19 protein-coding genes and 1 other RNA gene are annotated in these 17,872 nt (G+C 63.3%); 12 read left to right on the forward strand and 8 right to left on the reverse strand.

Translation table 11 applies throughout. The features are described from left to right. Both E4L98_RS17045 and E4L98_RS17050 read left to right on the forward strand, forming a co-directional pair. Nucleotides 1-1,016, forward strand: a 1,016-nt coding sequence (locus E4L98_RS17045) for an LPXTG cell wall anchor domain-containing protein (protein ID WP_135202744.1), incomplete at its 5' end; no start/stop codon positions are given. A 112-nt stretch (nucleotides 1,017-1,128) separates the two neighbouring features. After that, nucleotides 1,129-2,334: an aspartate aminotransferase type Ic gene (locus E4L98_RS17050; RefSeq protein WP_135202745.1), complete on the forward strand. Its 1,206-nt coding sequence runs from the start codon at nucleotides 1,129-1,131 to the stop codon at nucleotides 2,332-2,334. Nucleotides 2,335-2,383: 49 nt separating this feature from the next. Here the strand turns inward: E4L98_RS17050 and E4L98_RS17055 are convergent, their stop codons facing one another. Both E4L98_RS17055 and E4L98_RS17060 read right to left on the reverse strand, forming a co-directional pair. Then, complete coding sequence (locus E4L98_RS17055) at nucleotides 2,384-2,662, reverse strand: flagellar protein FliT (RefSeq protein ID WP_135202746.1); 279 nt, start codon at nucleotides 2,660-2,662, stop codon at nucleotides 2,384-2,386. 154 nt (nucleotides 2,663-2,816) lie between these two features. Beyond that, on the reverse strand, nucleotides 2,817-3,644 hold the full coding sequence (locus tag E4L98_RS17060) for an HDOD domain-containing protein (RefSeq protein WP_135202747.1): 828 nt from the start codon (nucleotides 3,642-3,644) through the stop codon (nucleotides 2,817-2,819). 125 nt (nucleotides 3,645-3,769) lie between these two features. On the opposite strand from E4L98_RS17060, the gene E4L98_RS17065 reads away from it, so the two are divergent. Both E4L98_RS17065 and E4L98_RS17070 read left to right on the forward strand, forming a co-directional pair. Then, nucleotides 3,770-4,393, forward strand: a complete 624-nt coding sequence (locus E4L98_RS17065) for a class I SAM-dependent DNA methyltransferase (protein ID WP_135202748.1) — start codon at nucleotides 3,770-3,772, stop codon at nucleotides 4,391-4,393. Nucleotides 4,394-4,470: 77 nt separating this feature from the next. Beyond that, the gene (locus E4L98_RS17070) at nucleotides 4,471-4,662 is read left to right on the forward strand and encodes a CsbD family protein (RefSeq protein WP_135202749.1); all 192 of its coding nucleotides are present in this window, start codon (nucleotides 4,471-4,473) and stop codon (nucleotides 4,660-4,662) included. A gap of 52 nt (nucleotides 4,663-4,714) precedes the next feature. Here E4L98_RS17070 and E4L98_RS17075 read toward each other — a convergent pair whose 3' ends face one another. Further along, a complete protein-coding gene (locus tag E4L98_RS17075; protein ID WP_135202750.1) occupies nucleotides 4,715-6,928 on the reverse strand; it encodes a S9 family peptidase in 2,214 nt (737 codons plus the stop codon). A gap of 105 nt (nucleotides 6,929-7,033) precedes the next feature. Beyond that, entirely contained in the window at nucleotides 7,034-8,392 is a 1,359-nt protein-coding gene (locus E4L98_RS17080; protein WP_135202751.1) for an MATE family efflux transporter, read from the reverse strand. A 94-nt stretch (nucleotides 8,393-8,486) separates the two neighbouring features. Here E4L98_RS17080 and E4L98_RS17085 point away from each other — a divergent pair, with 94 nt between their 5' ends. From E4L98_RS17085 to E4L98_RS17095, 3 genes are all read left to right on the forward strand, one after another. Beyond that, nucleotides 8,487-8,816 carry a beta/gamma crystallin-related protein gene (locus E4L98_RS17085; RefSeq protein WP_135202752.1) on the forward strand — a complete coding sequence of 110 codons (330 nt, stop codon included), beginning with the start codon at nucleotides 8,487-8,489 and terminating at the stop codon, nucleotides 8,814-8,816. Nucleotides 8,817-8,883: 67 nt separating this feature from the next. After that, nucleotides 8,884-9,819, forward strand: a complete 936-nt coding sequence (locus tag E4L98_RS17090; RefSeq protein WP_135202753.1) for a DnaJ C-terminal domain-containing protein — start codon at nucleotides 8,884-8,886, stop codon at nucleotides 9,817-9,819. A gap of 2 nt (nucleotides 9,820-9,821) precedes the next feature. After that, the gene (locus tag E4L98_RS17095) at nucleotides 9,822-10,136 is read left to right on the forward strand and encodes a MerR family transcriptional regulator (protein ID WP_135202754.1); all 315 of its coding nucleotides are present in this window, start codon (nucleotides 9,822-9,824) and stop codon (nucleotides 10,134-10,136) included. Here E4L98_RS17095 and E4L98_RS17100 read toward each other — a convergent pair. Then, complete coding sequence (locus E4L98_RS17100; RefSeq protein ID WP_135202755.1) at nucleotides 10,114-11,280, reverse strand: LysR family transcriptional regulator; 1,167 nt, start codon at nucleotides 11,278-11,280, stop codon at nucleotides 10,114-10,116. The two genes, E4L98_RS17095 and E4L98_RS17100, sit on opposite strands and share 23 nt — an antisense overlap. Before the next feature lie 103 nt (nucleotides 11,281-11,383). Here E4L98_RS17100 and E4L98_RS17105 point away from each other — a divergent pair, with 103 nt between their 5' ends. From E4L98_RS17105 to pncB, 3 genes are all read left to right on the forward strand, one after another. Next, nucleotides 11,384-11,995, forward strand: coding sequence for an FMN-dependent NADH-azoreductase (locus E4L98_RS17105; RefSeq protein WP_135202756.1), 612 nt, complete (start codon nucleotides 11,384-11,386; stop codon nucleotides 11,993-11,995). A gap of 92 nt (nucleotides 11,996-12,087) precedes the next feature. Next, complete coding sequence (locus tag E4L98_RS17110; RefSeq protein ID WP_135202757.1) at nucleotides 12,088-12,990, forward strand: cysteine hydrolase family protein; 903 nt, start codon at nucleotides 12,088-12,090, stop codon at nucleotides 12,988-12,990. After that, a complete protein-coding gene (gene pncB / locus E4L98_RS17115; protein ID WP_135202758.1) occupies nucleotides 12,987-14,180 on the forward strand; it encodes a nicotinate phosphoribosyltransferase in 1,194 nt (397 codons plus the stop codon). The genes E4L98_RS17110 and pncB overlap by 4 nt, the downstream gene beginning before the upstream one ends. Before the next feature lie 9 nt (nucleotides 14,181-14,189). Here pncB and E4L98_RS17120 read toward each other — a convergent pair whose 3' ends face one another. From E4L98_RS17120 to E4L98_RS17130, 3 genes are read right to left on the reverse strand one after another with little or no spacing between them, the layout of a single operon-like run. Then, complete coding sequence (locus tag E4L98_RS17120) at nucleotides 14,190-14,492, reverse strand: hypothetical protein (RefSeq protein ID WP_135202759.1); 303 nt, start codon at nucleotides 14,490-14,492, stop codon at nucleotides 14,190-14,192. A gap of 32 nt (nucleotides 14,493-14,524) precedes the next feature. Continuing rightward, nucleotides 14,525-14,824, reverse strand: coding sequence for an antibiotic biosynthesis monooxygenase family protein (locus tag E4L98_RS17125; RefSeq protein WP_135202760.1), 300 nt, complete (start codon nucleotides 14,822-14,824; stop codon nucleotides 14,525-14,527). 29 nt (nucleotides 14,825-14,853) lie between these two features. Beyond that, the gene (locus tag E4L98_RS17130; RefSeq protein ID WP_229257428.1) at nucleotides 14,854-15,531 is read right to left on the reverse strand and encodes a TetR-type transcription factor C-terminal domain-containing protein; all 678 of its coding nucleotides are present in this window, start codon (nucleotides 15,529-15,531) and stop codon (nucleotides 14,854-14,856) included. Between the two features lie 516 nt (nucleotides 15,532-16,047). Here E4L98_RS17130 and ssrA point away from each other — a divergent pair. Next, nucleotides 16,048-16,407, forward strand: a transfer-messenger RNA (tmRNA) gene (gene ssrA, locus E4L98_RS17135). Between the two features lie 158 nt (nucleotides 16,408-16,565). After that, complete coding sequence (locus E4L98_RS17140) at nucleotides 16,566-17,840, forward strand: tyrosine-type recombinase/integrase (RefSeq protein ID WP_135202761.1); 1,275 nt, start codon at nucleotides 16,566-16,568, stop codon at nucleotides 17,838-17,840. Nucleotides 17,841-17,872 lie beyond the last annotated feature (32 nt).

Below are 17,872 nucleotides of genomic sequence, written 5' to 3' on the forward strand. Positions count from 1 at the left end.
GCGTGACGGCGGCGCCATCCCTGCCGGCGTCGCCACCGGTGAAAGAGCGCGGCAAGGCGGCACCCTTGCCATCCATGCACGAGGCGGAAACCGGGCAGCCCGGCGAAATCAAGGCGGCGGGGCAGGCGCGCAAGTCGGCCCAGGCCGCCGCCTCATCGCCGGCCCCTGGCGCGTCCGAGGAGGCGGGCGAGCCGCAGCGCATTGCCGGCGTCTGGGTTTCGCCGTCCGGCAAGCCGATCAAGGCGCCCGCCCCGGCGACGGACGCTGCGGTACCGACCAACATCGCCCAGGCGCTGATGCCGCTGGCGCCCTTGCCGCTGCCCAAGGGCGTCAAGCGGCCGGCGCCGGTATCGTGTGCGCCGGGCGGCATGCCGGCCAAGGAATGCGTGGCGCTGGACCGTCACAACGAAGAACTGACGAGCAAGCTGAGCGAGCTGGAAGGCAAGCTGAAGGCGCTGCAAGGCGCGCTGGGTGGCGCCGCCGCCGCGGCCGCGCCGGCCTCTGCCGCCAAACCGGCGACGCCATCATCCGCCCCGTCCGTCGCACCGCCTGCGGCGTCGGGCCACGGCGAGGCGCCAGCCAAGGCCGACGCGCATGACAAGGATGCGCCGGCAGGCGCGAGTACGGCGGCCAGCCTGTCCGGCCATGGCGAGCAGGAAGCCCATGCGGCCAAGGTTGAAGCTCCGGCAGGCGCAAGCGCGGCGGCATCAGCCGCAGCCGGCGAGGCGGCGAGCGCTCCCGCCAAGCCGCCGGTGCCGACCAAGCAGGTGCGTGTCCTGCCCAAATTGAAATACAAAAAGGAAAAGCCGCCAGAAGAGCCGAGCAGCATGCTGCCGCTGGCCTTGGCTGGCGCCGGCGTGCTGGCGCTGCTCGGCGGCGGCGTCTTCTGGTGGCGCCGCAAGCAAAAGCAGGCCGGCAAAGGCCCGCTGAAAATCTGGCAAGGCTTCCGCAAGAAAAAAGCCGCGGAACCTGTCCCCGCCGAAGAAGAAATCACCCCCGAATCCGTGATGCAGTAGATCGGGGGCAGAGCCGACTTGGGCATAAGCTTATAGCTGTAAGCTCTGACTCGGCGGTTGCTTCTCGGGTATAGTGTTTGGCGCCATTTTTCCCATCCTTGAAAGAGCCACAATGAGCGCAGCAGATCAGTATCAAGCATTCAAGCAACTCGGCCTTAAACTCGATATGTCGCGCGGTAAGCCGGCGCCGGAGCAGTTGAACCTGTCGAATGCGCTGCTCGACGCGCTCGACGGCTATAAGGGCGCCGATGGCACCGATCTGCGCAATTACGGCGGCACCGTCGGTATTCCCGAGGCGCGCGCGCTGTTCGCGCAGCTGCTGGATGTGCCGGCCGCGCAGGTGGTGGTCGACGGCAGCGCCAGCCTGTCGCTGATGCACGATGTGATCGTCTACCATCTGCTGAACGGCGCGCCCGGCCATGCGCCGTGGGTGCGGGAGCCGGTCACCTTCCTGTGCCCGGTCCCCGGCTATGACCGCCACTTTTCGATCTGCGAGGCGCGCGGCATCAAGATGATCAATGTGCCGATGAACCAGCAGGGTCCGGACATGGATCTGGTCGAGCAGTTGGTCGCGCAAGACGCCAGCATCAAGGGCATGTGGATCGTGCCCAAGTATTCCAACCCGGGTGGGGTGGTGTTTTCCGATCAGGTGGTCGCGCGCCTGGCGGCGATGAAGACCGCCGCGCCCGATTTCCGTCTGATGTGGGATGACGCTTACCGCTTCCATCACCTGGGCGAGCACAAGCTGGCCGTGGCCAATATCCTGGATGCCTGCGCCAAGGCCGGCAATCCGGACCGCGCGTTTGTGTTCGCGTCGTCGTCGAAGGTAAGCTGGGCCGGCTCCGGCATCGCCGCGCTGGCCGCGTCGCCGGCCAACATCGCCTGGTGGACCAAACATGCCGGCATCCGCAGCATCGGCCCGGACAAGATCAACCAGCTGCGCCACGTCCAGCTGCTGAAGGATGTGCCGACCCTGGAAGCGCTGATGGAACAGCATCGCCAGCTGCTGAAACCGAAGTTCGATGCGGTGCTGGAACAGTTCCAGCAGCATCTGGGCGAGGTGCCCGGCGTCTCGTGGACCCGTCCGGAAGGCGGCTATTTCATCGATCTGGTGACGCCGGACGGCGCCGCCAGGCGCACGGTGGCGCTGGCCAAGGAGGCCGGCATCACGCTGACTCCGGCCGGCGCGGCGTTCCCCTACGGCGTCGATCCGAAAGACCGCCACATCCGCATCGCGCCGAGCTTCCCGTCGCTCGACGAGATCACCAAGGCGGCGCAGGGCATTGCGCTGTCGTTGAAGGTGGCGCTGGCCAGCTGATAAAACAAAAGCGACCCGCGGGTCGCTTTTTTGTTGGGGCGATGATGGCTTATTGGCGCGCCATGCCGGGAATCTGGTTCATCCACGGATCGGCGATGTCGCGGATTTCGCGGTCGTTGGCCAGGATCTGTTTCAGCAGGTCGATCTTGCGCAGACGCTGGGCGCCGCTCAGGGCCGGCACGCCGGTTTCGCTGGCGCGCGCCTGGTCGGCGCACTGGCCTTCCAGTTTGCTCAGGCCATTCCAGTCTCCCATGCGCGCGGCGGCCGCCATCTGGTTGGTCAAACCGGCAATGTTTTCGTACATCGAGAGGACTTCGGAAGAGGTCATTCTGCTCACCCTGGCTTTGAGTTATCCTGCGGACGGATTACCGCATGTCTGGATTAACGTCGGCTTAACGGGGAACTTTAGGGTTTTTTGAAAAAAAATCGAAAAAAATCCGCCTGGGGCAAAACAGGCGGATTTTGATGTGGAAAAAATAACTTCAGGCGACCAGCTCATCCAGGCCGGCGGCCAGTTCGTCCGGCGGCGGCATGTCATCGATCAGGGCATCGTCGTCCAGGCCCAGTTCCTCGGCCAGATCGACCGGGTAGCAGGCTTCGATTTCCTCGTCGCTCAGATCGGCCTGGGCCACGCGCGCGCGCCAGGCCGCCAGGGCGACCACCGCGGCCAGCCGGTTCAGCTCGCCGTTATGCATCGGTTCGGGGTAGGCGGCGATGGTTTCCGAGAAGGTGGGCGGGAATTTCCAGCGTTTGGCCAGTTCGGCGCCGACGTCGGCGAAGGTATAGCCCAGCGATGCCCGTTCGGCGTCGAGGCGGCGCGAATCCATCGGCCCGGCCACTTTGTCCAGCGCCATCGCCTGTTCCGGCGCGGCCGAGTGCAGCACCAGCTGGCCGATGGCGTGCATCATGCCGATGGTGAAGGCGAGGTCAGTGTTTTCCTTGGTCTTTTTGGCAATCCACTTGGCGCACACGGCGGTGTGCAGGCTGTATTTCCAGAACTGCTTGAGGTCCAGGCCCGGCACGGTCTTGAAGCCGCTGACCAGGCCGGAGCTGATGACCAGCGTGCGGACGGTGACGAAGCCCAGCATCAGCACGGCGTCCTCGACGGTGCCGATGCTGCGCGAGACGTGGTAGTAGGCCGAATTGGCCAGACGCAGCAGCTTGGCGCTCAGCACCGGATCCGTCGACAATTTCTTCGCAATCTCTTCGGTCGAGACGCTGGCCTTGTCGAAACTGCTGATCAGCTCTTCCACGACCTTGGGCGCGGTAGGCAACGCAGTTGGATTCTGGAACAGGGCATCAAGTTTCATATTTATCTCCTTGGTGATTAGCGCGTTGCTATAGGCTAACTATATAGCGATTCCAGCGGCGATAGAAGTGCTTTGATGGCGATTCGTCGCTTTTCAGTGCTAGCCCATCCTCCTATACTGCCGGCATGGAAATCGAAAAAATCACCCAGACCACGCTCGATCATTATGAACGCACGGCCGAGCAATTCTTCGCCGGCACTATCGACCACGACGTCAGCCAGAACATCGCCGCCTTGCTGGATGCGATCGACACGCCGGCGCCTTGCACCTTGCTGGACCTCGGTTGCGGGCCGGGACGCGACTTGAAGGTGTTCCGCGAAAGGGGGCACCACGCGATCGGCATCGATGGCGCCCAGCGCTTCGTCGACATGGCCCGCGCCTACAGCGGTTGCGAAGTCTGGCGGCAGGACTTTGTGCAACTCGAGCTGCCGGCGCAGTATTTCGACGGCATTTACGCCAACGCCTCGCTGTTTCATGTGCCGAGCGCGGCGCTGCCGACAGTACTGAAGGCGTTGCACGCCGCGCTCAAGCCGGGCGGCATCCTGTTCAGTTCGAACCCGCGCGGCCACAATCAGGAAGGCTGGCATGGCCCGCGCTACGGCAGCTATTACGATTACGAGACGTGGGAACGTTACCTGACCGCAGCAGGTTTTATCCCGGTGCACCATTACTACCGTCCCGCCGGTTTGCCGCGCGATCAACAGCCTTGGTTGGCCAGTGTTTGGAAGCGCACAGAAGCTCGTCCATGAAGCGACTATAGTGAACTCCATGCATGCAGCACTTTGCTGTGTGTCCTTTAGCTTCAACACTTATCAAGGAGTTCATCATGAACAAGGACCAAGTCAAAGGTAAAGCCAAAGAAGTCGGCGGTAAAATCCAGGAAGAAGCAGGCAAGCTGGTCGGCAGCTCGGAGCAGCAAGCCAAGGGCCTGAACAAGCAGGCTGAAGGCAAAATCCAGAAAGGCTATGGCGACGCCAAGGACGCCGCTGAAGATATCGTCAAAGGCAACCGCAACTGATTGCGGCAGCGCTTAAAAAAACAGCCGCTGAGATCAGCGGCTGTTTGCTTTTTTACTTGCCCGATTCCGGCATCAGATTCTTCTTGAAGAAGGCTTCGATGTTGCCGTACACGTGGCGCTGCGGCGCGCGGCCGGAGATGCCGTGCTTGGCGCCCGGGTAGGTCATCAGATCGAAGTGCACGTTGCGCTTGACCAGCGCGTCGATCATGCGCGTGGTGTTGGTGAACAGCACATTGTCGTCGGCCATGCCATGCATCAGCAGCAGCGGCGATTTCAGTCCGTCCACGTGCGAGTATACGCCGCTGTAGTCGTAGCCGGCCGCGTTTTCCTTCGGCGTGCCCATGAACTGCTCGGTGTAGTGGGTGTCGTACAGCGACCAGTCGGTCACCGGCGCCACCGACACGCCCATCGCGATCTTGTCCGACGCTTCCGACAGCAGACGCAGGGTCATGAAGCCGCCATAGCTCCAGCCGAACACGCCGATACGCTTGGCGTCCACGAAACTCTGCTTGCCCAGCCACTCGATACCGGTCAGCTGGTCTTCCACTTCCACGCGGCCCAGCTGGTGGTAGTTGGCATCGGTGAAGGCGCGCTCGCGGCGGAACGAACCGCGGTTGTCCAGGCGCCAGACGATGAAGCCCTGCTGCGCCATGTACTGGTCGAACAGGTTGCCCCACTTGCGCGAGACGTGCTGCGAGTGCGGGCCGCCGTAGGTGGACAGGAACACCGGATACTTCTTCGACGCATCGAAGCCGGCCGGCTTGACCATCGAGTAGTACAGCGTCTGGCCATCCTTGGCCTTCATGGTGCCGTACTCGGTCTTCAAGTGCGCGTCGAGGAACTTGTAGTACGGATGGCTGGCGTTCAGCTCGTTGTGCTCCAGCCAGTCGATCATCTTGCCGTCGGGCGCGCGGATGCTGACTTGCGGCGGCGTGTCCGGATTCGAATAGGTGTCGACGAACACTTCGCCATTGCGGGCGAAGGCCGAATCGTGCCAGCCGTCGCCCTGGGTCACGCGCACCGGCTTGTCGGCGCTGCTGCCGTCCAGCTTGAGCATATAGGTCTGGCTGTCGACCACGTTGTCGCGGTTCGACTGCACGAACACGCGGCCGTTCTTTTCGTCCAGCGCCAGCAGGCGGTCGATGCCCCATTCGCCCTTGGTGACGGCGTGCTGCAGCTTGCCGTTCATGTCGTACAGGTACAGGTGCTTGCGGCCGCTGCGCTCGGACGACCAAACGAAGCCCTTGTTGTTCGACAGGAAGCGCAGGTCATCGAAGATGCTGACCCAGGTCGGCGAGGTTTCGGTGATCAGCACCTTTTGCTGCAGCGAGGCGGCATCCACCGACACCAGCTCCAGCTTCTTCTGGTCGCGGCTCTGGCGCTGGAACAGCAGCGACTTGCTGTTGCCGGCCCAGTCGGCGCGCACCAGATAGATGTCCTTGTTGGCGCCCAGGTCGACGTCGCGGATCGCGCCGGTTTCCGGCGAAACGATCTTCAGCTCGACCAGGACGTTCGGATCGCCGGCGGCCGGGTAGCGCTGCTCGACCACCTCGGTGCGGTCGGCGAAGATTTCAAAGCGGCGCACCACCGGCACCGGCGCCTCGTCATAGCGCTTGAAGGCGATGGCGGAATCGTCCGGCGCCCAGTAGTAGCCGGTGGTCTGCGCCATTTCCTCCTGTGCCACGAATTCGGCTTCACCGTTGTGGATGGTGCCCTTGCCGTCGGTGGTCAGCTGCTTTTCCTTGCCGGTGTTCAGGTCGATCACGAACAGGTTCTGGTCGCGCACGAAGGACACGTAGCGGCCTTGCGGCGAGATTTTCGGATCGAACACGTTGCCGGAAGCGACCATGCGCGCGCTGTCCGGTTTGGCCACGTCGATCAGGTACAGATTGCCGGCGATCGGCACCAGCAGGCGCTTGCCGTCCGGCGACCAGTTGTAGCTGAGGATGCCCTTGAAGGCGGCGATGCGCTCGCGCTCGCGGCGCGCCTTCTCGGCGTCGGACAGGTTTTCTTCCGGCACCAGCGTCTTGGAGTCGACCAGGCGGTGGGTGCTCTTGTCCTTCAGGTTGAATTCCCACAGGTCGAGCTGGAACTGGTTGTCTTCGCGGCCGCGCAGGAAGGTGACGCGGGCGCCGTCCGGCGAGACTTTCAGGCTGCGCACGCCCGGACCGCTCAGCGACGGATCGCTGTGGATACGGTCCAGGGTCAGTTTTTCCGCCGCGGCGGTGCCCGACAGCAGGGCGAGGAAGCAAAATATGAAGCGCATGGGGTCTCTCTCATTGGCAGAATCCGAGACGATACCAGACGCACACGGCCATGGCGAGACGGCAAGATTGGGAATCCTGCCCGGAAAACCGTTTTTCCTTCGGCGTCAGCCTTCCCGCACGCGTTCCAGCGCCAGCCGGTGCAGCGCCCAGCTGAGCAGTACGGCGGCCACCGTCAGGCCGATGGTCAGGCCGATCCAGAAGCCGGCCGCCGCCATGTCGTGGCCCAGGCCCAGCCAGCAACCGAGCGGCAGCGCGAAGCCCCAGAACGCCAGCAGCTGGATCTGCATCGGCTGGCGCGTGACCTTGTAGCCGCGGATGGCGCTGGAGGTGGCGACCTGGGTGGCGTCGGCCAGCTGGAACAGGGCGGCGAACAGCAGCAGGTAGACGCACAAGGTCTGCACCGCCAGGTCGGACGTGTAGGCGGCGGCGATCTGGTGGCGGAACAGCACCACGCCCAGCGCCGACAGCACCCCGAACGCCATCGCCATGCCGACCCCGACCCAGGCGACGAAGCGCGCGCGCACCGGCTGGCCTTCGCCCATGGCCTGGCCGACGCGGGTGATCAGGGCGATGCCGAAGCTGAGCGGCACCATGAAGGTCAGCGAGCTGAAATTCAGCGCGATCTGGTGCGCCGACACCTCCACCACGCCGTAGCGCGCCACCAGCAGGCTGACCGCGCCGAACGCGCTGACCTCGGCGAAATAGGTGACGCCGATCGGCAGGCCCAGGCGCAGCATGGAGCGGATCTCCGGCCAGTGCGGGCCTTCCCAATGCGTGAACGGATAGGTGGCGCGATACTGCGGCGCCACGCGCATCCAGAACAGCATCGCGCCCAGCATCAGCCACATGCACAGGCCGGTGGAGACGGCGCAACCGACCCCGCCCAGCGCCGGCAGGCCCCAGTGGCCATAGATCAGCAGCCAGTTGACGAAGATGTTGAAGCACAAGCCCATCAGCGCGATCACCATCACCGGCCGCGTGTAGTCGATGCTGGTGCTGTAGCCGTACAGCGCACGGTAGGCGGCAAACGGCGGCAGGCCGATGCTGATGATGTGCACGAACAGCGCCGCCTGCGCGTGCACGTGCGGCGTCAGCTGCAGATGGTCGAACACCAGCGTCGCCAGGTTGGCCAGCAGCGCCGCCACCAGGCCCACGCCGAGCGCCTTCCACAGTGCCTGGCGCACCGCGTGCGGCACCCTGTCCAGCGCACCGGCGCCGACATCGTGGGCGACGATGCTGTTGGTGGCCATCATCACCCCGGTGACGGTGACCAGGATGATGGCCCACACCGAGGCGCCCAGCGACACGGCCGCCAGCTCGTCGGCGCTGGTGTGGCCGGTCATGGCGACGTCGGCCACGCCCATGCCCACATTGGCCAGCTGGCCGATCAGCACCGGCCAGGCCAGCCGCCACAGGGAACTGACTTCGCGGCGGATGTTGGGCAGGGTGAAGGTGTGCGGCATAAGGACGTAACTAAATGTAAAGCTTGAATTTTACTGTGTTGGCAACACTTTTGCGCGGTATGATGCGCACTGCCACCGTACCGGAGCTTGTCCCATGAAAAAAGTGTTAGCCGTCGTCTGTCTGATGTCCTGCTCTGCCGTCTGGGCAGGTGACATCACGCTCTACACGCGCGACCATTTCGGCGGGCCGGCCATCACCCTGCATGAAACCGTGCCGGACCTGGATCTGCAGGGCTTCAACGACAAGACTGCCAGCGTGGTGGTGCAGAAGGGCACCTGGGAAGTCTGCGCCGAGAAGCATTTCAAGGGCAAGTGCATGATCCTCAAGGAAGGCCAGTACGCCGAACTCAAGGATTTCAGCAACATGATGTCCTCGGTGCGCGAAGTCGAAAATGCCAAGGAGAAGCGTCCGGCCGCAAAGTGAGGAAGCGAACCACGCCGCGGCGCGTTTTTCGCTAGACTGAGGACATCGCCAAACGGGAGCGTGCAACGTGGAATACAAGGATTACTACCAGACCCTGGGCGTGGCCAAGACCGCGTCCGAGGATGAGATCAAGAAGGCTTACCGCAAGCTGGTCCGCAAGTACCATCCGGATGTCAGCAAGGAAGCCGACGCGCAGGCGAAAACCCAGGAAATCAACGAAGCCTACGGTGTGCTCAGCGATGCTGAAAAGCGCGCCGCCTACGACGACCTGGGCCGCGGCCACCAGTACCGTGCCGGCCAGGAATTCCGCCCGCCGCCGGACTGGGGCCGCGGCTTCGGCGGCGGCGGTGGCGGCGCGGGCGGCGGTTTCGAAGACGCCATGGGCAGCGATTTCTTTGCCGACCTGTTCGCCAATCTCGGCGGCGGCCGTCGGCGCCAGGCGCCGCCGCAGCGCGGCGACGACCGCCATGCCACCATCAGCATCGATCTGGCCGACGCCTACAACGGCGCCACCCGCACCATCAATATGATGGTCGCCGATCGCGACGCCCAGGACCGCATCGTCACGCGCGAGCGCAACTTCAGCGTCAACATCCCGAAAGGCGTGATGGCCGGCCAGCAGTTGCGGCTGGCGGGACAGGGCCAGGCCGGCCCGGCCGGGCCGGGCGACCTGTATCTGGAAATCCAGTTCAACCCGAATCCGCGCTACCGCATCGACGGTCGCGACGTCTACCAGACCGTGCCGGTGGCGCCGTGGGAGCTGGCGCTGGGCGGCGAGATCGAGGTGACCACGCCATCGGGCAAGGTCAATGTCACGGTGCCGGCCGGTTCGCAGAGCGGGCGCAAGCTGCGCCTGCGCGGGCGCGGCATTCCGGGCAAGGAGACCGGCGACCTGTATCTGCTGCTGGAAGTGGTGCTGCCGCCGGCCACCAGCGACAAGGCGCGTGAACTGTATCAAACCATGGCGCGCGAGCTGGCCTTCAATCCGCGCGCGGGAGGATAAGCATGGGACAAACGATCATAAGCGCAGTGCTGGTCGATGACGCCGCACTGACGCTGGAAGAACTGGCGCAAGCCTGCGCCGTGGAGCCGGACTGGGTGGTGGCGCGCGTGCGCACCGGGATCTTGCTGGATGCCGGCGGCGGCGCGGACGACAGCGGCGGCTGGCGCTTCACCAGCGCCGACCTGGTGCGCGCGCGCCGGCTGTGCCAGATCGAGCGCCAGTTCGAGGCCAATGATGACGTGGCGGCGCTGGTGGTCGACCTGTCGGAGGAAATCCGCCGCCTGCGCTGCAAGCTCAGCGCGGCCGGAGTGAAATAGGCGCGGCCACTGCCAGCCCGGCCGGTGCGTCGGCCGCCGGCGGCCGGGGACCACGTTCGCTCGCCGTTGCGCGGGTGGCCTTGCCGGCCGCGCGGCCGCTGATGCCGCCGCTGGCGTTGGCTTCGGCCGCGGCTTCAGCATCGCCATGCTTGCCGATCAGCGCGTGATAGGCGTGCGCCTGCGCCGCCATCTGTTCCTTGTGCGCGGCCAGTTCCGCCGCTTCGCGCTCGCTCATCGGATGCAGATCGGACTGCGCCAGATCGAGGAACTGCTGCATCAGCCAGCGCGTGGCCGGTCCCGGTTCCTCGTCGCCACGGCGGATCACGTACAGCGGGAAGCTGAACGAGCTGCCCTCGGCGATTTCCAGCTGCACCAGCCGGCCCGCGTCGAGGTCCCATTGCACGAATTCCAGTGGCATATTGCCCCAGCCGATGCCGTTGCGCAGCAGCGCATGTTTGGACGACAAATCGCCCAGGCGCCAGTCGCGCAGCGCCAGCACGCCGAAATCCTGGCCCTTGGTCAGCGGACTGCGGTCGGTCAGCACCAGCTGCGTGTGTTCGCGTAAAATCGCGCTCGGCACCTGGCCCTCGATCTGCGCCAGCGGATGGTCGGGCGCCACCACCGGCACCATGGTGACGAAGCCGCAGGCCTGGCGCTCGATCACGTCGGGCGTGCCCGGCATCCAGCCGCTGATGCCGATGTGACATTCCTTGTTCATCACCAGCTGGGTGACGGCGCCCAGCGCCTCGGTGCGCAGGCGCATGGAGACGGTGGGGAATTCCTTCTGGAACGCGTGCAGGATGCGCACCAGTTTGCAGGTAGAGAACATCACGTCGACCACCAGCGAGACCTCGGCCTCCAGCCCGGCCGACAGGGCCTTGGCGCGGGCGCGCATGCCGTCGACCTTGAGCGAGACGGCACGGGCGTCGGCCAGCAGCGCTTTGCCGGCCTCGGTCAAGGTCGGCTTGCGCTTGCTGCGGTCGAGCAGGGCGACGTTGAGCTGTTCTTCCAGGTTGGCGATGGTGTAGCTGATCACCGACTGGGTACGGTGCAGGGCGCGCGCGGCATGGGCAAAGCCGCCATGGTCGATGACGGCAATGAAGACGCGCAGCTGGTCGAGGGAGGGGAGGCCGGGATCGCGCATGATCTAAAAAATCGATAGATAAAATTGAAATTTCCTGTATTCCATCGATATTAAACCCGTTCTATGATGCCTGCAACTTCCCTCACACCCAAAGGATAGCATCATGGCAAAAGTTCTCCACATCGACAGCAGCGTACGCAGCAGCGGCTCCCTGAGCCGTCAACTGGGCGGCGAATACATCGCCAAGTTGAAAGCGCGCGATCCATCGACCACCGTGGTGACCCGCGACCTGGCCGCCAATCCGGTGCCGCATCTGACCGAGACCATGATGGGCGCCTACTTCACCCCGGCCGAGCAGCGCAATGCCGAGCAAGCTTTCGCCATCAAGACTTCCGACACCCTGGTCGACGAACTGCTGGCGGCCGACACCATCGTCATCGGCGCGCCGATGTACAACTTCTCGGTCACCTCGGCCCTGAAAGCCTGGATCGACCACGTGGCCCGCGCCGGCCGCACTTTCCAGTACGGCGCCAACGGCCCTGAAGGCCTGGTCAAGGGCAAGAAAGTCGTGATCTTCGTCGCCAGCGGCGGCGTCTACAGCGAAGGTCCCGCGGCCGTCTACGATCACGTGACCACCTACCTGCGTTCGGCGCTGGGATTCCTCGGCATGACCGACGTGACCTTCGTGGTCGCCGAAGGCGTGGCCATGGGCGAAGAAGCCGTCAATAACGCGCTGAGCAAGAGCCGCGCACAGATCGAAGCGATCGCCGCCTAAATTGCGCCTTCGTCTGGCAAAGCCCCGCCGCCGCGCGGGGCTTTTTGCATTTGCGCGGTGTATCATGAAGGCCTACAGCCCTGGAGCCCTACATGAAACGGAATCTGCATCTGTTGATGATCGATCCGCAAAACGATTTTTGCGACCTGCCTGACAATTACCGTCCGCTCGACCCGGTCAGCGGCAAGCCGCTGGCGCCCGCGCTGCCGGTGCCCGGTGCGCACCAGGACATGCTGCGCCTGGCCAGCCTGATCAACCGCGGCCGCGCCGGCCTGACCGCCATGAGCATCACCCTCGATTCGCACCACCGCTTCGACATCGCCCACCCGACCTTCTGGCTCGCCGCCGACGGCGAGGCGGTCAAGCCGTTCACCGAAATCAGCGGCGCCGACGTGCGTGCGCAAAAATACCAGCCGCGCCATCCGGCCGGCCTGCCGGTCGCGCTCAACTACCTGGACCGGCTGGAAGCGGCCGGCCGCTACAAGCTGATGGTGTGGCCGGTGCACTGTGAAATCGGCAGCTGGGGCCATAACGTCCATCCCGACGTGCGCGCCGCCTACGGCCACTGGGAAGAAGCCTCGCTCGGCATCGTCGCCAAGCTGGCCAAGGGTTCCAACCCGTGGACCGAGCACTACTCGGCGGTGATGGCGGAAGTGCCGGACGCGGACGATCCCGACACCCAGTTCAACCACAAGTTCGTGCGCGGCCTGGCCGAGGCGGACCAGATTTACATTGCCGGCGAGGCCGGCAGCCACTGCGTCAAGGCCACGGTCGAACACATCGCCGACTACTTCGAGCAGGAATACGGCGCCGCGTCGCTGGCCAAGCTGGTGCTGCTGACCGACTGTATCAGCCCGGTCACCGGCTTCGACGCCCAGTACCAGGCCTTCCTGGCCGCCATGCAGGCGCGCGGCGTGCAGCTGATGCAATCGGCCGACGTGCTGCCTGAGCTGCTGGCCAACGCCAGCCGTCCGCTGGCCGCGGAGCCCGCATGAAGCCGCCCATCGTCCGCAGCCTGCTGGAAACCGACCTGTACAAATTCACCATGTGGCAGGCGCTGCTGCATGGCCATCCCAACTCGTACACCGAATACGAATTCGTCTGCCGCAACACGCCAGCGTTTCCGCTGACCGAACTGCTGCCGGAGATCGAGCGCGAACTCGATCACCTGTGCTCGATGAGCTTCACCGACCAGGAGCTGAGCTATCTGCGTTCGCTGCGCTACATGAAAAGCGACTTCGTCGACTTCCTGACGGTGTTCCGCTTCCAGCGCAAATTCATCGAGGCGCGCGCCGAGGGCGAGCGACTGATGATCCATGCCTCCGGCCCGCAGGTGCACGTGATGGGCTTCGAGATCTACGTGCTGTATATCGTCAACGAGCTGTATTTCCGCCGCTTCGACCAGGAGGCCGCGCTGGCGGAAGGGCGCGCGCGCCTGGGCGCCAAGATCGCCCGCTTGAGAAAGTTTGGCCGCGACGAGCCGGCGCGCTGGTATCCGTTCGAGTTTTCCGACTTCGGCACGCGGCGCCGCTTCTCCAGCGCCTGGCATGACGAAGTGGTGCAGCGCCTGGCGCGTGAAGTGCCCGAGTATTTCCGCGGCACCTCCAACGTCTACCAGGCCATGCAATTCGGCCTGATCCCGATCGGCACCATGGCGCACGAATACATGCAATCGTTCCAGGCCTTCGGCGTGCGGCTGCGCGATTTCCAGAAGGCGTCGTTGGAAGCCTGGGTGCAGGAATACCGGGGCGACCTCGGCATCGCATTGACCGACGTGGTCGGCATGGACGCCTTCCTCGACGATTTCGACCTGTATTTCGCCAAGCTGTTCGACGGCCTGCGCCACGATTCGGGCGATCCGGTGGTGTGGGGCGAGAAGGCGCTGGCGCACTATGCGGCGCTGCGCATCGACGCCAGGACCAAGCGGCTGGTGTTTTCGGACGGTCTCAACTTCGAGATCGCGCTGCAGCTGTACCGTCACTTCGCCGACCGCATCATGACCGGCTTCGGCATCGGCACCCACCTGACCAACGACATGGGCCTGCCGACGCTGAACATCGTCATGAAGCTGGTGTGCTGCAACGGCCAGTCGGTGGCCAAGCTGTCGGATTCGCCCGGCAAGACGGTGTCGCGCGACGAGACCTTCCTGGCCTATCTGCGCCAGGTGTTTCACCACCCGGCGTAAAGGCTGCGGTCAGGCTTCGGTGGCGCCGTAGCCGCCCATGATGGAATCGGCCTTGTCGTGATCGTCGTCATCGTAGACGTCGACCGACAGCATGGCGCCGGCGCGGTGGCGCGCCGCCGCCGCCGCGGCCGGACCGCCCGGCGTCAGCGAATCGAGCAGATTGCCGACCGTGCTGGTGGCCACGCTGGGCGGCAGCTCGGCATGCTTGGTCAGCTTGACGCTGGACTGCGGAAAGCCGCTGGACAGCAGCGCGCTGCGGGCGCTCTCGGCATCGGACATCTGCGGGAAATTGCGGTGAATGGTGCGGGTCATGATGGCCTCCTTTGTTATGGAGTGGCGGCGTCTCAGAAGCCGGCCACCACGGTTGAGAAATGCTCCACTTTCGGCGGCTGGGCGAAATACTGCCCGACCAGCGCGCGCCAGTCCTGGAAGCCTTGGCTGCCGCGGAAATCGACCGTATGGTTTTCCAGCGTCGCCCAGCCCACCACCAGATGGTATGTGTTTCCCGATTCGATGCCGCGGTCCAGGCGCATCGAGACGCAGCCCTTGGCAGCCTTGAAGATGGATACCGCCTGATCGACAGCGGCCTCAAAGGCCGAGTGCGCGTCGGGCTGGATGGTGATTTCGGCGATCTCGTAAATCATAAGGGCGATCCTGTGCAGTGGAGATGGCCCTATTGTGCCTCAACTGCGGAAGGCTTGCGCAGGATGAAGCGCATCGCTTGTGCGGCCAGCTGCGGCACGTCGGCGCCGACGCCGGGCTTGTACCATTGCACGGTCCAGTTCAGCGCGCCGAAGATCAGCAGGCGGTCGAATTGCGAGGGCATGTCCCAGTCGCCGGAATGGTGCAGGGCGGCGATGGCCTCGTCCCAGACATCCTCGTAGCGGTCCTTGAGCGCGATCAGACGCTCGCGCGCCGGGGCATCGAGCGAGCGCCATTCGTACAGCAGCACCGCGATGAAATGGTGATCGGGCGCCAGCAGCGTCTGCAGATGCGCTTCCACCAGGCGGTGCAGGCGGGCGCTGGGCGACAGCGGCGCGGCGGCGATGGTCTCGACCTCGGCGAGGGCGCGCTCCATGCCCTGTTCCATGATCGCGGCGAGGATTTCCTGCTTGGTCTTGAAGTGGTAAAACCAGCTGCCGGCCTGGATGCCGGCCGCGGCGGCGATATCACGCACGGTGGTGTTTTCGTAGCCCTTGGTGCGGAACAAGCGGGCCGACTTCTCGATCAGCTGCGCGCGCAGACCGCCGCCTTCGCCCTTCTGAGGGCGCCCGCGTTTCTTCGCGTGAGGAACAGCATCAACAGCGGCATCGGACATGGCGGCGACGGACGTGAGTGATGATAGTGTCATTCTAATCCAGCGCCGCTTTAATGGCGGCAACAGCACACAAACTGTGCTGCGGCGCAACAACATCCCCCTTGCGCACGTTTGCGTGGAAGCAGAAAAGGGTGTAATCGGCGGCTTAAGTTGGGCCGATATCGGGAGGCGGCCAGCAACGCGCAGCTGAAGGAGGGCGGTATGGACAACACGGCAGTGGAACTGCTCCGCAGCGAGATGGACGTTGCATTCCGCGAAGTCAGTGTCCGCATCTCTGTGCCCACCACTGCCCTGATATCAATGTGCACTGAAGGGAATATGGTGCCGGTATATTTCCCGACCGCCGGCGCCGGTAGTAGCCGCCGCTGAGGACGGCTAAACAGGTGGTTCTATGTGAGAACTGGCGTCATCTTATCGCCCAAATGTGACGGGCGTTTGACGTCCGGCACATCCCCATGGGGAGTGCGCACCGCCTCTTGTGCGCCGGCGGGTCCCCGACAGCGCGTTCCTCGTCTCTGGCGCCCGATTGGTGTTATACTGCAGTTCTGTGGGGACGACCTGGTTTCGACGTGGGTTGCAAAGCAGAACAGGGCATACCGAGGGCTGGTTACCTCGTAAATACACCCAGAAATCAATAACTGCAAACGATAACTCGTACGCACTGGCAGCCTAAGGGCTGTTAGCTCCTAAACGCTTCTTCCCTGGGGCGGGCCGTTAAAAGCTATGGAGTCATTTACAGGGAATCGCGCTGTAACGGGTCACTTGAAGCAGCGCTAAATCTAAGGTGAATCGCCTGTCCAAAACGTGCACATCCGTGTTGTACAGGTTAAATTAAATGATAGTGCTAAGTATGTAGAACTGTCTGTAGAGTGCTTGCGGACGCGGGTTCGATTCCCGCCGTCTCCACCACCGAACACTGCAATACCATCCAACGCCGTCCAAGTGACGGCGTTTTCTTTTGCGCTCCCTATGAGCAGCCCTCCAATCCAGTCTTGCCAACTCCAATGCCATCCAATCATACTGGGGGTATTAACGGGGGATTCCTGTAGAAACGAACGGAAAGGGAAATGATGGCTGGGGGTATTGGATTATCGAAGCTGACGGACAAGGCTGTAAAAGCGTTTGCAGCCAAGGCAGAACGGGGTAAGAAGCTCGCAGACGGCGGCGGCCTGCATATGTTCATCACACCTGCTGGTGGTGCTACATGGCGCATCAAGTATCGTGTGGACGGCAAGGAAAAACTTTATTCCATAGGCCCATATCCGCTTGTAACGCTCGCCGCAGCTCGGATTGAGCATGGAGAAGTTAAGAGCCTGCTGCTGGAAGGCAAAGACCCGGTAATCAATCGACGACTGAACAGGGCAGCTACCGCCGCCGCCAGCGACAATACATTTGAAGTAGTGGCTGGTGACTGGTTTGCAATGAAGAAGAAGGAATGGAGCAAGACCCACTTCGACAAGTCGTTACGAGCATTTGAACGCGACGTTTATCCATCGCTAGGCAAGTTACCCGTTGCCAACATCACGCCCGCTATGGTGGCCGTGACAGTGCAAACGATCCACAAGCGTGATGTGCTGGAAACGGCCACACGTATCCTTCAACACATGAACGGAGTATTTCGGTTTGCGCAAGCGACCGGACATTGCCGGGACAATCCAGCGGCGCCAGTCCGTGAAGTTCTGCCTCGTAAAAAAAATGCAGGTCGGATGCCTGCACTGCTGGACTACGCATCACTCGGAGATCTTCTTCGCCGTGCCGAGATGGCCCGACTGTCGCCCGCTGTTCTTATGGCGCACCGGCTTTGTGCGTTCACCGCCGCCCGCATCGGAAACATCGTGGATGCAAAGTGGAGCGAATTCGATTTAGACGCGGATCAACCATTGTGGACGATTCCCAGGGAGAAAATGAAGGTGAAGGAACGTGAAATGGATCACCGCTTGCCACTTTGTGAAGAAATCGTAACGGAGCTTCGCCGCTGGCGAGGAATGGTCGGTGGTCGGGGTTACGTATTCCCATCTCCCCAAGATAACGGCAAACACATTACCTGTGAGTCCATCGAAAAAGTGTACCGGGTGACGTTGAAACTAGCGAAGAAGCATACTCCGCACGGCTGGCGAAGCGCTTTCACCACACTGGCCCGCGATGCTGGTTTTGATCGTGATGTGGTGGAACTGGCACTGGATCACGCCCACGATAACGAGGTTGTCCGAGCCTATGACCGGGGGGAGCGCTTTGTCCAGCGAATTGAGTTGTATGACTGGTGGGGCGCACAGCTAGTCGCTGCAAAATCAGGAGCCAAGATCGTACCTTTTGGAAGTCCGGTATTGCCTGTCGCGGCGTAGAGGGCGTGCCCCTTATGTGGGAGTCATCGCAT

This window comes from Duganella callida (assembly GCF_004614165.1).
Classification (GTDB): Bacteria; Pseudomonadota; Gammaproteobacteria; order Burkholderiales; family Burkholderiaceae_D; genus Rugamonas; species Rugamonas callida.

Excerpts from the sequence above, each read along its gene's own strand:
- E4L98_RS17055 (WP_135202746.1), bottom strand. The coding sequence starts at position 2,662 with ATGACCTCTTCCGAAGTCCTCTCGATGTACGAAAACATTGCCGGTTTG.
- pncB (WP_135202758.1), top strand. The coding sequence starts at position 12,987 with ATGAAGCCGCCCATCGTCCGCAGCCTGCTGGAAACCGACCTGTACAAA.
- E4L98_RS17075 (WP_135202750.1), bottom strand. The coding sequence starts at position 6,928 with ATGCGCTTCATATTTTGCTTCCTCGCCCTGCTGTCGGGCACCGCCGCG.
- E4L98_RS17080 (WP_135202751.1), bottom strand. The coding sequence starts at position 8,392 with ATGCCGCACACCTTCACCCTGCCCAACATCCGCCGCGAAGTCAGTTCC.
- E4L98_RS17060 (WP_135202747.1), bottom strand. The coding sequence starts at position 3,644 with ATGAAACTTGATGCCCTGTTCCAGAATCCAACTGCGTTGCCTACCGCG.
- E4L98_RS17130 (WP_229257428.1), bottom strand. The coding sequence starts at position 15,531 with ATGACACTATCATCACTCACGTCCGTCGCCGCCATGTCCGATGCCGCT.
- E4L98_RS17100 (WP_135202755.1), bottom strand. The coding sequence starts at position 11,280 with ATGCGCGATCCCGGCCTCCCCTCCCTCGACCAGCTGCGCGTCTTCATT.
- E4L98_RS17120 (WP_135202759.1), bottom strand. The coding sequence starts at position 14,492 with ATGACCCGCACCATTCACCGCAATTTCCCGCAGATGTCCGATGCCGAG.
- E4L98_RS17110 (WP_135202757.1), top strand. The coding sequence starts at position 12,088 with ATGAAACGGAATCTGCATCTGTTGATGATCGATCCGCAAAACGATTTT.
- E4L98_RS17095 (WP_135202754.1), top strand. The coding sequence starts at position 9,822 with ATGGGACAAACGATCATAAGCGCAGTGCTGGTCGATGACGCCGCACTG.
- E4L98_RS17085 (WP_135202752.1), top strand. The coding sequence starts at position 8,487 with ATGAAAAAAGTGTTAGCCGTCGTCTGTCTGATGTCCTGCTCTGCCGTC.
- E4L98_RS17070 (WP_135202749.1), top strand. The coding sequence starts at position 4,471 with ATGAACAAGGACCAAGTCAAAGGTAAAGCCAAAGAAGTCGGCGGTAAA.
- E4L98_RS17125 (WP_135202760.1), bottom strand. The coding sequence starts at position 14,824 with ATGATTTACGAGATCGCCGAAATCACCATCCAGCCCGACGCGCACTCG.
- E4L98_RS17140 (WP_135202761.1), top strand. The coding sequence starts at position 16,566 with ATGATGGCTGGGGGTATTGGATTATCGAAGCTGACGGACAAGGCTGTA.
- E4L98_RS17050 (WP_135202745.1), top strand. The coding sequence starts at position 1,129 with ATGAGCGCAGCAGATCAGTATCAAGCATTCAAGCAACTCGGCCTTAAA.
- E4L98_RS17065 (WP_135202748.1), top strand. The coding sequence starts at position 3,770 with ATGGAAATCGAAAAAATCACCCAGACCACGCTCGATCATTATGAACGC.
- E4L98_RS17105 (WP_135202756.1), top strand. The coding sequence starts at position 11,384 with ATGGCAAAAGTTCTCCACATCGACAGCAGCGTACGCAGCAGCGGCTCC.